Origin of the sequence: Nocardioides sp. Root240 (genome assembly GCF_001428825.1) — a bacterium.
Classification (GTDB): Bacteria; Actinomycetota; Actinomycetes; order Propionibacteriales; family Nocardioidaceae; genus Nocardioides.
In genome coordinates, this window is record NZ_LMIT01000011.1 from 128,528 (window position 1) to 142,484 (window position 13,957).

Genomic DNA, 13,957 nt, shown 5'->3' on the forward strand with positions numbered 1-13,957 from the left:
GGCGACCGTGGACTGCCTCGTGTCGCCAGCTGTCAGCGCCTCTTGGTGAAGCGGAAGACGGCCGAGTCAGAGGTGTACGACGCGTTCCCGGCGTACGACGCCCGCACCTGGTAGGTCCCCGCCCGCAGCGTGCGCGCGGTGGTGCAGGTGGCCGTGCCGGAGCGGATCGTCGCCACGCAGAGGGTCCGGCCACCGCTGGCGAAGGTGACCCGGCCCGTGGCACCGGTCGCCAGGGTCGCGCGCAGCACGGCTGGCTTGCCGCGTGCGACGACGCTGCTGACGGCCCGCGCCGCGAGGCGCGGGTCGGCCTTGGCCTTCGGGCGCACGGTCAGCACGAACGTCCACTGCGACGGACGGTGGCTGGCGCTGCCGTCGTAGAGGGCCGTGATGACGTAGGAGCCCGGCGGCGGCAGCGTCTTCACCGTGCACGTCGCGATCCCCTTGGCCAGCATCGCCTCGCAGAGCACCTCCTCGCCGTTGAGGAAGCGCACCTTGCCGGTGGCCGCGGCCGGGCTGACCGTGGCCTTCAGCCGGAGCGCCTTGCCGAAGTCGACCGACACGTTGCTGACGCTGACCGAGGTGACCGCCCGCTCGTCGACCGGGGCGACCACCGTCACCACCCGCGGTACGACCACCTGGTTGCCGTTGGTGTCCGCGACGACGTACGTCAGCGCGTAGCTGCCGGGCGTCGCCACGTCGACCGAGCCGACGACCTGGATCCGGTCGGTGACGTCACCGTCGGTGTCGTCGGTGGCCGTGACGCCGGCCAGCGGGTCGAAGGACTCACCGACCGTCACCTGCGTGGCGCCGGGGAGCTGGACCGTCGGGGCGGTGCGGTCGGTGCCGGCCGCCGTGGCACGGAAGACCGTCCCGAACTGGCGGATCGCGCCGACCCGGTCGCCACTGGTGGTCCGGCTCTCGGCCGTCCACGCGTAGACCTCGCCCTGCGCGAGGCCGGACCACTCGACGCTCGCCGGCCAGCCGGAGCGAGCCGTGTCCTCGCCGATCACCGCGTCGGTCGGGGTGACCACGGTGAGGCCGTCGGTCGTGAACGACGTGGTGCGGGTGGTCAGGTCGACCGGCAGCACCAGGTTGTCCTCGGCGCCGTTGTAGCGGTGGCGGGTGTCGTACTCGGTCGCACCGAAGTCGTCGAAGTGCGGCGAGTAGGTGTCGATGCTGACCTCCGCACGGTCGACGTCGAACTGCAGCAGCCGGAGCCAGCTCGCGCCGAACTGGAGCTGGTCGGTCGCCTTGTGGTCCGTCGTGCCGTCACCGTCGAGGTCGATGTTGCCGGCGCCGTCGACCTTGCCGGGCCACAGCTCGGAGGCCGGGACCGTGTAGAACTGGTAGTCCGCCAGCAGCTCCACCACGTTGTGGTGCACCGATGCGCCAACCCCGGTCTTCAGGTTCGTCCCGACGCCGTGCTCGTGGCCGGCGAGGATGAGGAAGACGTTGGGGTTGGCCTCGACCACCTCGTCGTAGAGCTTCGAGCCGTCGCCGGAGAAGGTCGCACCGCGACCGTCAGGGGCCGAGGACGGCGCGATGTAGGCGTGCGTGAGCAGGATGCCGTTGCGGTCGGGGTAGCGCTTGAAGACCGAGTCCGCCCAGTCCGCCTCGGCCTGGGTGACGCCGTACGACAAGCCGACCGCGACGAAGTCGAGGCCGCCGGCCGAGAACAGGACGTAGTTGTTCTGGTTGTCCAGGCCTCGGGTCGTCGTGGCCCCCTGGCTGTCGGTCGTCTCGTCCCAGGCGTGGTACGACGCCCCGGCCGGCCACGACGACGAGGCGTCGTAGTACCGGTTCGGCCCGTAGTACTGGTTGAACCGCGACGTCGGACCGGTCTCCTGGCCGAGCTGGTTGTCGTGGTTGCCGGCGATGACCTGGTTGACGATGCCGGCGTCGTCGAGCGTCGCCTGGGCACCCGAGGTGAACTCGAACTCCCGCGTCACCTGGGCGTCGAGGCCCGGGTAGAGCAGGCCGCCGGTGCCGTTGGTGGCGAGCGGGTTGTAGTAGTCGTTCTCGATGATGTCGCCGGTGTGGCCGGCGTAGGCGATCTTGCGCGGGCCGGCCTGCTCCTTGATCCAGCGGGTGCTGGCGTTGTAGGCCGCCGCCCAGATCGCGCGCTCCTCCTCGTGCATCACGTCGCTGGCCTCGGCGGTGCCGTCCCAGTCGTCGTAGGTGCCACCGGCCGCGCCCTCGGCGAGGTACTGGGTGTCGGTGAAGTGGGCGAGGGAGAAGTCGTAGTCGGACGGGTCCTCGAAGTGGTCCTTGTCCGCGGCCGCCGATGCGTCGCGCGGGGCGAGGTCGTCGGCGAACGGGTCGGTGCCGAGCACCAGCAGGTGCACGGTGCCGTCGTCGACCATCGGGGCCCGGACGACGCCGTTGAGCACGGTCTCGCCGTCGCGCAGGCCGCGGGACGACGCGAGCTCGACCCACTGCGACGTGGCGGTGCTCCAGGCACGGAGGCTGACCGAGCGCTCGGGGTCGACGACGCCCTTCCAGACGACCTGCTGGCCCTGGACGGCGGGACCGACCTCGACGTCGTACCGCTGGAAGGGATGTCACCGCTGGACGGGCTCCTCGTCGACCGGTCGTCGTCCGGCGTCTGCGCGCCCTCGAGCGCCGCGCCCTGCTCGTGGTCGAAGTCGAGGGTCGTGGGCGGCGCGGTGACGACACCCTGCATGCCTCCGTCGGCGACACTCGCCGTGGCCTCGCGGAAGGTGGTGGTCACGTCGCTGCCGTCGGGACTGGTGGCGATGGCGGAGAGCTGGACGACGCCCTTGCCCTCGCCCTGGTCGGTGCCGCCGCCGGTCGGGATCGCGTCGGAGGTGAAGGTGATCTCGAAGTCGACCTGCTGACCGAACACGTCGGTCGCGGTGACCGCGATGACGTGGTCGCCGGCGGCGAGGCCGGGACCGATCGGCTCCCCGGGCGCGACCGGCTCGCCGTCGAGGCGGTAGGTCCAGCCGGTGGCGTTGTCCTCGTGGGCGATGTCGACCGCGAGCTCGACCGGTTCCGAGAGGTGGTCGCCCACCGCGGGGACCGACGACGTCAGGGCGACGCCGGCGTCGGGGTGCTCGCCGAGCGCGTCGATGTCGAGCGCGCGCACCTCATCGGCGCTCAGCGCACGCCCGTAGAGGCGGGCGTTGGCCAACTTGGCCTGGGTGTAGAACTGCGCACCCGCGTTGGGCGAGGAGTCGCCACCCAGGGTCCAGGCCCGCGCGGTGGCGGCCGGGAGGGTCAGCGCGCCGGCCGCCGCGGTGGTCGCGGTGAGCTCGCCGTTGACGTACAGCTTGATCTCGGTGCCGTCCCACACGCCGACGACGTGGTACCAGCGGTTGGCCGTGATGACCGAGCGCGCGGTCTTGTAGCCGCCGCCGATGTGGGCCATCAGGCCGACCTTGTCCTCGTTGACGTAGATCGAGTAGCCGCCGGCCTCCTTGCCGGAGCAGACGTCCGCCTCCGCGCTCGGGGGCAGCTGGCCGGTGTAGCGGAAGGTGCACTCGATGCTGACGGCGTTGGTGATCTGGCCCCAGTGCGGGGTGAGCGCGTAGCCGTACGCGTCGTTGCCGTCGAAGGTCACCACGTCGCGGTCGAGCGCGGGGTCGTGGGCGATCGTCGGGCTGCCGAAGGTCTTCACCTCGAGCCCGAGGACCCGGTCGGTCGGCGTACCGTCGGCGAAGTCGACGTCGAGGACGTCGGCCGCGGGCACCGGGATGCCGGTGTCCCACTCGGCCGCGAGCGCGTCGACCTCCTCCGCGCTGACCGCGCGGCTGAAGACCGCGGAGTGCGCGAAGGTCGCCGGCGGTGCGACCTGGCCGATGCCGGTCGGGCTGGCGTCGGCGCCGACGACGAACCGGCGCGAGGTGGCGACCGGGAGCTGCAGCGCGCCGGTGGCGGCCGTGGTCTGGGCGAGGTCGCCGTTGACGTAGAGCTTGACCTGGCTGCCGTCCCAGGTCGCGACGACGTGGTACCAGCGGTTGCCGTCGATCGGCGTGAGCGCGCTCTTGTAGCCGCCGCCGACGTGCGCCATGAAGCCGAGGTTGGCACCGTTGACGTAGACCGAGATGCCGCCGACCTCCTTGTCGGAGCACAGGTCCTTCTCGCCGGTGACCGGCATGGCGGTGTCGATGCGGAACACGCACTCCACGCTCAGGCCGGTGGTGAGCTTGCTCCACTGGTCCTCGAACGGGAAGCCGACCGCGTCGTCGACACCGTCGACGGCCATGGTCGGGCCCTGCTTCGCGTCGGTGCCGTACGTCGGGGCGCCGTACGTGGTCGGGGCCAGCGACTGCGCCGCGTCGGCGGCCCGGCCGCCGGCGAAGCCCACGTCGAGGACGTCGGGGGTCGGGGCGGCGACGGCTGCCGGGGCAGCGGTCACCTCGGCCGGTTCGGCCTGGCTGGGTGCGGCCAGGAGGCCGCCGGCGACGGCACCGAGGCCGAGCACCGAGGAGGCGAGGACGCGGAGCCCTCGCCGTTGAGGTCGTGCGGGCACGACTGTCTCCTTCAGGGATGGGGGACGGAGGGGACACGACGACGCCGGGCGCGGACCACGAGGGACCCGATCCCGGCGACGAGCAGCACGGCGCCGAGGACGCCGCCGATCTGGAGGGCCGCGCTCGCACCGGTGCCGAGGGAGGCCTCGGTGGTCGCGTCGGCGGTGGTGCGGGCGCCCGCGGTCACAGGACCGAGGGACCAGTCGTGGGTGGCGTCGTCGACGCCGTACACCTGGTGCTGGCCCGACGGTCCCGTCGCCAGCGTCCGGTACGCCGGGTGCAGGTCCGTGAGCGTGGTGACCTCGACCTGCGCGCTGGCCGGCGCTGCCGGGCAGGTGAACGCGAGGTCGGCACCGTCCGCGACCAGGTCCCCCACCACGGTGACCACGCCGGTGCAGGCGGTGCCGGAGGCCTCGACCGCGACGTGGTCGAGCAGGTAGGCGGACAGCTCGGGGGCCCGGCTGACGAGGGCGGCGTCCTCGGCGTCGTACGACACGGCGCCGTCGAGCATCACCCGGTCCTGGGGCAGCACGCCGAGCTCGATGCCCAGCAGCGTCAGGTCGTCGGCGGCGCCGACCTTCCACGTCACGTGGACGACCGCGGGGTCGGAGCCGTCGCGGGCGATCTCGACCGTCTGTGGGTCGCCGAAGGGGTGCGCGGCCGGCCTCACGCGGTCACCACCAGTCGGCTGAGCGCCATCGAGGTGACCACGCAGCCGATCACCGTGATGCTCGCGGCAGCGAGGACCGGCGCGACCCGCGTCGCCGCGGTCAGCACTGCCCGCGACTCGGCCGCACGGGTGACCACGCCGCGGCCGGCGAGCGCCAGCAGCCCGACGCCGAAGAGCACCGCAGCGAGGCCCAGGCCGAAGGTGACGACCAGCAGCAGCGCGAAGCCCGAGCGGCCGGCGAAGATGCCGGTCACCAGCACCAGGAAGGCCGCCGGCGACGGGGTCAGCCCGCCGGACATGCCGAGCAGGACCAGGCCGGGCCGGCTCGGGCCCTCATGACCGTGCCCGTGGCCGTGGCCGTGCCCGTGGCCATGTCCGTGGCCGCCGCGGCGCAGGTGCCGGCGGAACAGCCAGATCCCGACGGCGACGACCATCAGCCCGCCGACGAGCTGCAACCCGGTGGTCAGCCGCTCGAGGCGGACCAGCTCGGACAGGGAGAGGAAGGTCCAGGCGACGGCGATGACCAGCACGGAGAAGGTGTGCATGACGGCCACCGAGGCGCCGAGCCACGCGGCGTCACGGACCTTCCCGTCCGCCCCGACGAGGTACGCCGCCGCGAGGGACTTGCCGTGACCGGGCCCCACCGCGTGGGCCGCGCCGGCGACGAAGGCGATCGCGAAGGCAGCCGGCACGAAGCCGGGTGACTGCACCAGGTCGACCAGGCGGTCGTCGAGCGCGGAGGCCGACAGGTCCTCGACCGCGAGGGCGGCCGCCGAGAGGGTGGGGGGCACGGGCCCTGATGCTCACGGGCCCGGGTGACGTCAACGCCGTTGATCCGTGGCGGGCCGGCGACCGGAAAGTAAAGAGGGGACGAAGGATGAAACGGTTCAGCGCACGACGCAGGAGGAGCCGACGGTCTCGTTCGAGCTCCCCGGGAACGCACCCGGCGTGACCGACAGGTGGATGTCGCCGGTCTGGCCCGGCCCGGCCCTCAGCACGAACTCCACCGTGTGCCGCTCCTGCGGGGCGAACAGGATGCCGACCCGCGCGAGCCCGCGGCCCGCGAGCCGCTCGACCACCGGGCGCGCGATCCGCTGGCCGTCGATCGAGAGCTCCTCGACGTCGCCGCCGACCGGCGTCGTGACGTAGAGGACGACCAGCTGGTCGCCGGAGGCGACGCGCTGCCCGGGCAGGCCGAAGCCGGTGATCGACGGGGGCAGGTCGGCGGCGTTGGGCGGGGTGTCGCTGTGCAGCTCGATGCTCCCGGCGATGACCTGGCGGTCGCCGATGCAGGAGCGGGCGAAGATCGAGGCGTCGTACTTGAGGTAGAACTGCATCTTCGTCGGCCCACCGTCGTTCAGGTACAGGCCGACCCCGGGGTCGTTGCTCGCCTCGTCCGAGAACTCCCCCGCGATCGTGGTGCCGGCGATGACGGCCTGCTGCTCGGGGTCGAAGCTGTGCATCCGGATCCGGCCCTCCATGACGGCTGTGACGAGGCCGCGGATGGACTCCACACTGTTGCCGCGCCCGGCCGCGAACGCGTTGAAGACGGCCTTGGCGACCGCCTCCTGGTAGGCGCTGTGGACCCGGCGGTCGTTGGACAGCACGTAGATCTGGTTCTCGACGCCCCACACCACGTTGGCGGCGTTGACCGCGGGGTAGCCGGGGACGTTGACCGGTCCGGTGCCGCGCAGCAGGTAGGAGACCGCGACCGGGTCGACGTAGAACATGCCGTCGAGATGGCCCCCGACCTTGAGCTCCCAGCGGGCCCGGATGATCTCGGAGGCACGGACGAAGTCCGGGGTGAGCGTGGCGTTGACCGCCAGCCGCTCGAGCCGCTGCCCGAAGATCCGCTTCTCCTCGGCCGTCAGCGCGATGACCGGCGCGGTGTCACCGCCGAGGTCGGCCATGTCGACCTGCTCGACGATGTCGACCCGGCCGTTCTTCATCTCGACGAGGGAGAGCGAGCCCGGCAGCCCGCCGCTGCTCCGGATCTCCGCGTTGTTCTGCATGACCATCAGGTAGTAGCGCGGCCGGTCGGTGCCCATCATCTGCGGGATGATCTTCGCCGCCCGGTACGTCGACCCGAGGGTCGAGCGCGCATCGGTCACCAGGTCGCGGAGCTGCTCGTACTGGCCGCGGACCGGTCCGATGAAGTGGTCGGAGTCGACCTGCCCGAGCGCCGACGCGGCGTCGTCGAAGGCCCGCTCGCTCTGCTGGGCGGGCCCGGCCATGGCGGCGATGCGGTCGACCGGGAAGGCGCCGTTGGTCGGCTGGAAGGTCTGGGCGGCCACGAGGTCGGCGGCGTCGGCGATCGGCGGCAGCCCGTCACGGCCGATGTCTGCCAGCACGTCGGAGGCGACCTCGATGCCCTTCAGGTCGTCGCCGAACAGCGGCGTCAGCTCCAGGACCGACCAGGTCGGACCGCCGGTGCGGGACTCGGCGGTCTCGGCGGCGTCCTGATAGGCGGTCATCGCGCTACGCGCACCCTCGGCGTCGCCGCGAACCAGCGCGGCCTTCATGACCCGGGCCTGGTCGGAGACCTCCTGCAGGGCACGGTTCGTCGACCAGAGGGTCCAGCCGACCCACAGGACCGCGAGGACCACCAGCCCGATCACGACCAGCGCGCCGCGCGACTGGCCGGTGACGACGTGACGGAGCCTGCGCCGGAACCGCTCCATCGGCGTGAGCGGCTTGCTGCGCCGCCGACGCTGGCGGCGCACCTCTTCCGTCATGGCCGGTGAGCGTAACAGCGGCCGTTTCCTGATGTGACCGGCCGATTCGATGAGCGCGTCCGAGGCCTCGCACCCCGAGCGCCGCCCAGCATCCACGGCGGCGGCGTTGCAGACGCTCGACGTGCGCCCAGCATGCCTTCGCGCCTGCGCCTGGCCGACGCGGCGCTGAGCGACGCTCAGCGCACGATCCCTCGGACGTACTCATCTCGTGGCGCCGTGCAAGCGTTCGTGAGGTGACCGCCTACACTTTCGACGGCCGGCGTCCGCCGGCAGACGCAGCCAGGACGTGAGGGCAAGGTCGAAGCTTTGGACTTCAAACAGTTTGTGGGAGTGCTCCGGCGCCGTTGGCTCACCGTGGTGTCCCTCGTGGGGGTCTCGCTCGCTGTCGCATCCCTGCTGAACTTCGTGCTGCTGACGCCGAAGTACGAGTCGGACTCGACCGTCTTCCTCAGCGTCGACGTGCGTGACACGACCGACGCCTACGCCACCCTCCTCTTCGCGTCCAACCGCGCCGAGTCGTACGCCAAGGTCATCAAGAGCACCGAGCTGGCGGCCGAGGTGATCGACGAGCTCAACCTCAAGATCACCCCCGAGGACCTCTCCTCGCGCACCAACGCCGAGGTGGTCGAGTCGACCTCGCTGATCAAGATCAGCGTCAAGGACGAGAACGCACGTGACGCGCAGCAGATCGCCGACGTCATGACGGACCGGTTCACCAAGTACATCGGCAAGATCGAGGCGCCGGGCGGCGAGGGCAGCTCGCCCATCGTGGCGCGGGTGACCGACAAGGCGTCGTACAACCCCAGCCAGGTCAGCCCGAACATCCTGCTGAACATGATCGTGGCGTTCCTGCTCGGCATCCTGCTCGGCGTCGCGCTGGCGCTGGCCCGCGAGATCCTCGACCGCACCATCCGTACGGCGGACCACGTCGCCGACATCACGCCCGCGCCGGTCCTGGCGAGCATCGGCTTCGACGGCGACATCAAGTCGGCGCCGCTGCTCACCGACCTGGGCGGCTTCGCGGCCCGCACCGAGGCCTTCCGCCTGCTGCGCACCAACCTGCAGTTCATCGACCTCGACCACCGGCCGCGCTGCCTGGTGATCACCAGCGCCGTCCCCGGCGAGGGCAAGACGATGACGTCGACCAACCTCGCCGTCGCGCTCGCCCAGACCGGTCGCAACACGCTGATCATCGACGCCGACCTCCGTCGTCCCCGCGTCGCCAGCACCCTCGGCCTCGACCCGGCGATCGGCCTCACCACCGCGCTCGTCGGCAAGACCGAGATCCACGACGCGATCCAGGTCCACGAGCCGAGCGGCCTGCACGTCCTCGCCTCGGGCGCCAAGCCGCCGAACCCCACGGAGATCCTGCAGTCGCGGATCACCCAGGACCTCGTCGAGCGCCTGCGCGCGTCGTACGACATCGTGATCATCGACGCCCCGCCGCTGCTGCCGGTCGCCGACGCCTCGGTGCTGGCCAAGCTGGCCGACGGCGTGATCATCGTCGTGCGCCACGCGAAGACGACCCGCGACCAGGTCACCGAGGCCGTCAACCGCCTCAACCAGGTCGGCGCCCGCCTCTACGGCGTCGTGGTCAACATGGTCGCGCGCCGCGCGGTCGGCTCCTATTACTACTACTACTACGAGGAGACCGCGCCCTCCGGTCGCGGCAGCAACAGCTCCTCGGGTGGCCGCCGCCGCGCCTGAGCGCAGCAGCACCGCACGAACGCCGAAGGGCCGGGAGATCATCTCCCGGCCCTTCGGCGTTGCTGGTGGCTGCCGGTGACTGCTCAGCCGGCCTTGTGGACGAAGACCATGAGCGTCGGCGCGAGCCGCGGCGGGGTCAGCCGGTCGACGAGCTGGGCGGCGCGCCAGGCCGGCGCCGAGCCACCGAAGTACGTCGGCTCCGACGCGTGGCCGTAGACGACCAGCTCGTGCGGCCTGGGGAACAGCTCGGCGAGCCGACGGCGGGTGTTCATCGCGTAGCGCACCGGGAAGACGTCCTCGGCCTTGCGGTCGGGCTGCAGCCGCTTGAGGACCTTGGTGTGCAGCGAGTTCGGGACCGCCCGCGCACCGACGCCGATCATCCCCCACTTGTTTGGGGTCCGCGCGACGAACCAGCCGCCCGGGCGCACGATGCGCAGCAGCTCGGCCGCGACGGTCGGGGCGTCCTCCTCCGAGACGTGCTCCAGCACGTGGTCGGCGAGGACCACGTCGAAGCGGCCGTCGGGGAAGTCGAGCGGTTGGCCGGGCTCGATCACCTGCGCCGAGGCGAGGTTGGTGTTCTTCATGACCACCGGGTCGACGTCGACGCCGACGACCTCGGCCACCCGCTCGTGGAAGGCGCGCAGCTGCTTGTGCAGCGCGGGCAGCGGCTCGGTCGCCCACAGCCCTCGGCCGGCGCCGAAGTCGAGCACCCGGCTCTCCGGGGTCAGCAGGGCGTTGACCCGGGTGTAGAACTCGATGAAGCCGTCGTACCGGGTGTAGCCGCCGGCACGGACCTCCGGGTACAGCCGCGACAACGTCTCGCCGGGCTCGAATCCCTGTCCCGCTTCACTCATCTGGTCGTCCTCGCGTCGGGTCGTCACTGGTGGTGTCCGCTCAGCATGTCGTCAACGATGTCCAGCACCTTCTGGGGCGGCGCGGAGACGTCGTCGAGCACTCCGGAATTGCGGCCCGGTCCCCCGGTCGGCCCGTCACCCACAAGGTAGCGGTAGTCCGCGTCGATGGCCTGGCAGATCGACCACAACCCCAGGTGGACGTACGTCGAGGCGAACATCTCGAGCACGCGCACACCGGGCCGGGAGAAGGTGATGTTGCTCAGCCCGGCGCCGTGGGGAGAGACCACGACCTCCGCACCGTGGAACAGGTCGATCTGCTCCTGCACGCTGTGGGCGCCGGGGTCGATGCGGACGAAGCCACGCCGCTCCAGCTCGGGCCACAGCGCGGGCTCCTGCACGTAGCGGCGGGTCCGGGGGGTGTCGCCACGGGTGATGTAGATCCGGCGCGGGCCGTCGGCACCGGCACCCGGCGTCGGCGCCAGGTGCTCACGCAGCCACCGCACGGTCGCCGGCGGCGCCTGGAGCGCCCAGTTCGGGTTGCTCGGTACGACGAGCCGGTCCGCCGCGACCGTCCGGCCGCGCTCGGGCTGGATCAGCCGCCCGCCGACGCCGGCGAGCTCGAGCAGCTGGCGCTGGTAGCGCGCCCCGTGCGGGACGACGACCGCGTCGGGCCGCAGCGCGTCGAGGCCGCCGAGGCACTCGTCGAGGACCGCGAGGCGGCCGATCGCGTCGTACAGGAAGTGGTAGTAGTTGATCGACGTGCCGCGGGTGGTCAGGCTGAGGACCGTGCCGGGCACGTGCTCGGTCGGTCCGAGCGTGGGCCGCAGGAAGACCGGGTGCTCACGCCAGTCCTCGACGCCGAAGTAGGTGCTGGTCTCGTGGTCGAGCACCTTGCCCGGCGTCGTCGTGGCGGCGTAGTCGCCGGAGAGGCGCCCCTCCTTCACCTCGAGCACGAAGGTCGCCGGCACGATCGCCGTGCGGAGCTCCTCGAAGAGCCAGTGGCCCGCCGGATCGCCCTTCGTGGCCGGGCGGGTGAGCTGCTCCTCCGCGCTCCCCGGGTGCAGTACGACGTGCGCCGGGTCGAGCGCGGCGGTCTCGCTGGAGCGGGCGGTCGCCCGGACCGGGACGCCGCGGCGGCCCAGGACGCGCGAGAGCACCCGGAACACGCAGCCCAGGACGAAGGTCAGCGCACGGTGCAGGCGCTTGAACAGCGGCCACCACGGCCGCAGCCAGGAGGGGAGGCTCATCGGGGTCCCCGCGACGTTGTGCGCTGGAGGAGCGGAGCGGGGGAAGCGTAGAACTTCGTGGGGTGGTTCATCTGGACACCCGGTCCCGCGAGCGGCTGACGAAGCGCTGGACGGCCATCGCGGGGCGGCTGTTGACCGCGGTGCGCGCCGCGCGGCGCAGCCGCGGCGAGCGGACCATGCGCCGCGCCACCCGGGCGAACCGGCCGCCCACCCGGCTGAGCACGAGCTCGAGCTCCCGCTCGACCTCGACGTTGACGGCCACCTGCGCCGGGTGCCGCAGCGGGAAGTCCATCGCCGCGGCGCCGTGGTCGCGCTTGCCCTCGGCCGCGCCGTGGGTCGCGTCCGCGCCCCAGCCGACGTTCTCGACGAGGTTGCGCGACGGTGAGATCGCCAGCCCGCCGAGGGTGAGCATGGTGATCCACCAGTGCTTGTCCCAGCCGTGGGTGATCGTGTCGTCGGACCGCGCCGCGTCGGCGAAGTGCTGCTCCCCCGACCGGGTGACCAGGTGGCCCGGCTGCTGGGTCGGCGCGACCGTGCGCACCGGCGCTTCGCTGGGCGCGTGGTCACGGGTGAAGATCGCGCGGTGGCGCTGCCACCGGTCGGCCCAGGTCGCCCAGCCCCACACGCTCGCCCACGCGGTGTAGGCGTAGCTGTCGCCGCCGAAGAGCCGCTCCGGCACACCCATGCCGCTCCCCGAGACCTGCCAGATGCGCGGGTCGTCGCGGTGGTGCGCGAGCAGCTCGTCGGCGTACCGGAAGAAGGAGGGGTCCGGGTGGCAGTCGTCCTCGAGCACGATCGCGGACTCGACCTGCGAGAACAGCCAGTCCAGGCCGAGCTCGACGTTGGCCTCGAGGCCCAGGTTCTCCGGGGCGAAGCGACGGTGCACCTCGCACGGCCAGTCGACCGCGTCGAGCAGTGCGCGCGTCGCCGCGCAGAGCTCGGCGTCCTCGGGCCGGTCGGCCCGCGGGCCGTCGGCGATCACGTAGAGCTGCTGCGGTGCTGCTTCCCGGATCGCGGCGAGGGTCTGCTCGGTCAGGTGCGGTCGGTTGAAGACGACCAGGGCCACAGGGGTCGTGAGCACGTGTTCCTCGGGTGCGGGGCGGGGGGACTTCCGGGTGGACAACGGGGCAGCGTGCTCCGGGTTCCGGCGACATTCCACCAGATGGGCGAGCGCACGGTTACAGTTTCCGACCGTGTCCCCCACCAACTCCTCGCCCGTGGCCAAGGCCCGCCACTGGGCCACCCAGCGCACCAAGATCGCTGCGGCGCGCGCCGGCTTCCTGATCACCCGGATGAACGAGGAGAGCCGCCGCTACGTCGAGATCTCCCACAACGACGAGGTGCCGCTTCCTGCCGGTGCCGAGCACGAGCTGCGGCCCGACAACCCCGCGCTCGACGAGCTCGAGGCGGCGTACGACGGCCTCGGCATCCCCGCTGCCGCGCACACCCAGTGGCGCCAGAGCTTCCTGAAGAAGAACCTGTCGCTCGCGTGGTTCCGCGGCGACAACGCCTACGTGTGGCAGTTCCGCCACCTCGGCAACTCCGCACGGATCCGGATGTACCTGTCGATGCTGGACGTGAAGCAGCGCGACCGGCTCGGCCTGTTCGACAAGCTGAGCGAGGACGGCCTGTTCGGCGCGTTCACGTTCACCTTCGGCGACCGCGCCCCGATCAGCCGCGACCTGCTCGACAGCATCAACGAGATCAACTACCTCGACGACCAGATGGGCCTGTCGTCCATCGAGGGCCTGCGCGTCCTCGACATCGGCGCCGGCTACGGTCGCCTCGCCCACCGGATGGCGACCGCCTTCCCGGACATCGCCGCCTACGACTGCATCGACGGCGTCTCCACGTCGACCTTCCTGTGCTCGTACTACACCCGCTTCCGCGAGCTGCCCGAGGCGGTGCGCGTCGTCCGCCTCGACGAGCACGAGAAGCTCGGCGAGCGCTACGACGTCGCCGTCAACATCCACAGCTTCTCGGAGTGCTCCCTCGACGCCATCCGCTGGTGGCTCGACCGGATCGCCGAGCGCGACATCCCGTGGCTGCTCATCGTCCCGAACACCCCGGACGAGCTGCGCAGCACCGAGGCCGACGGTTCCATGAAGCCGTTCCGCCAGGACGTCCTCGACCGGGGCTACGAGCTGGTCGACGACCGCCCGATCCACCAGTCGGACGAGCTGCGCGAGCTGATCGACCTGCACGACCGGTTCTACCTGTTCAAGCGCAAGGGCGCCTGACCGCTCGG

The 13,957-nt window shown here is 71.7% G+C and carries 9 protein-coding genes and 1 pseudogene; 2 read left to right on the top strand and 8 right to left on the bottom strand.

Annotated features, from left to right (window positions below):
- Nucleotides 1-32: 32 nt before the first annotated feature.
- From ASE20_RS25590 to ASE20_RS14690, 5 genes and pseudogenes are all read right to left on the bottom strand, one after another.
- Complete coding sequence (locus tag ASE20_RS25590; RefSeq protein WP_225869056.1) at nt 33-2,363, bottom strand: Ig-like domain repeat protein; 2,331 nt, start codon at nt 2,361-2,363, stop codon at nt 33-35.
- A 755-nt stretch (nt 2,364-3,118) separates the two neighbouring features.
- A pseudogene (locus tag ASE20_RS25595) lies at nt 3,119-4,228 on the bottom strand (LamG domain-containing protein); the annotation flags it as partial.
- 278 nt (nt 4,229-4,506) lie between these two features.
- A complete protein-coding gene (locus ASE20_RS14680; RefSeq protein ID WP_056895316.1) occupies nt 4,507-5,166 on the bottom strand; it encodes a hypothetical protein in 660 nt (219 codons plus the stop codon).
- Nucleotides 5,163-5,957, bottom strand: coding sequence for a cobalt transporter (locus ASE20_RS14685; protein WP_056895317.1), 795 nt, complete (start codon nt 5,955-5,957; stop codon nt 5,163-5,165). Before ASE20_RS14685 ends, ASE20_RS14680 begins: the two co-directional genes overlap by 4 nt.
- Before the next feature lie 96 nt (nt 5,958-6,053).
- A complete protein-coding gene (locus ASE20_RS14690) occupies nt 6,054-7,901 on the bottom strand; it encodes a DUF4012 domain-containing protein (protein WP_056895318.1) in 1,848 nt (615 codons plus the stop codon).
- 306 nt (nt 7,902-8,207) lie between these two features.
- On the opposite strand from ASE20_RS14690, the gene ASE20_RS14695 reads away from it, so the two are divergent.
- Nucleotides 8,208-9,608 carry a polysaccharide biosynthesis tyrosine autokinase gene (locus ASE20_RS14695; RefSeq protein ID WP_082612445.1) on the top strand — a complete coding sequence of 467 codons (1,401 nt, stop codon included), beginning with the start codon at nt 8,208-8,210 and terminating at the stop codon, nt 9,606-9,608.
- 83 nt (nt 9,609-9,691) lie between these two features.
- Here the strand turns inward: ASE20_RS14695 and ASE20_RS14700 are convergent, their stop codons facing one another.
- From ASE20_RS14700 to ASE20_RS14710, 3 genes are all read right to left on the bottom strand, one after another.
- Nucleotides 9,692-10,462 (bottom strand): class I SAM-dependent methyltransferase, encoded by a 771-nt coding sequence (locus ASE20_RS14700; RefSeq protein WP_157538451.1) that lies wholly within the window; start codon nt 10,460-10,462, stop codon nt 9,692-9,694.
- Nucleotides 10,463-10,485: 23 nt separating this feature from the next.
- On the bottom strand, nt 10,486-11,709 hold the full coding sequence (locus ASE20_RS14705) for a glycosyltransferase family 61 protein (protein ID WP_056895320.1): 1,224 nt from the start codon (nt 11,707-11,709) through the stop codon (nt 10,486-10,488).
- 67 nt (nt 11,710-11,776) lie between these two features.
- Entirely contained in the window at nt 11,777-12,790 is a 1,014-nt protein-coding gene (locus tag ASE20_RS14710; RefSeq protein ID WP_157538452.1) for a glycosyltransferase family 2 protein, read from the bottom strand.
- A gap of 112 nt (nt 12,791-12,902) precedes the next feature.
- Here ASE20_RS14710 and ASE20_RS14715 point away from each other — a divergent pair, with 112 nt between their 5' ends.
- Entirely contained in the window at nt 12,903-13,949 is a 1,047-nt protein-coding gene (locus ASE20_RS14715; protein WP_157538453.1) for a putative sugar O-methyltransferase, read from the top strand.
- Nucleotides 13,950-13,957 lie beyond the last annotated feature (8 nt).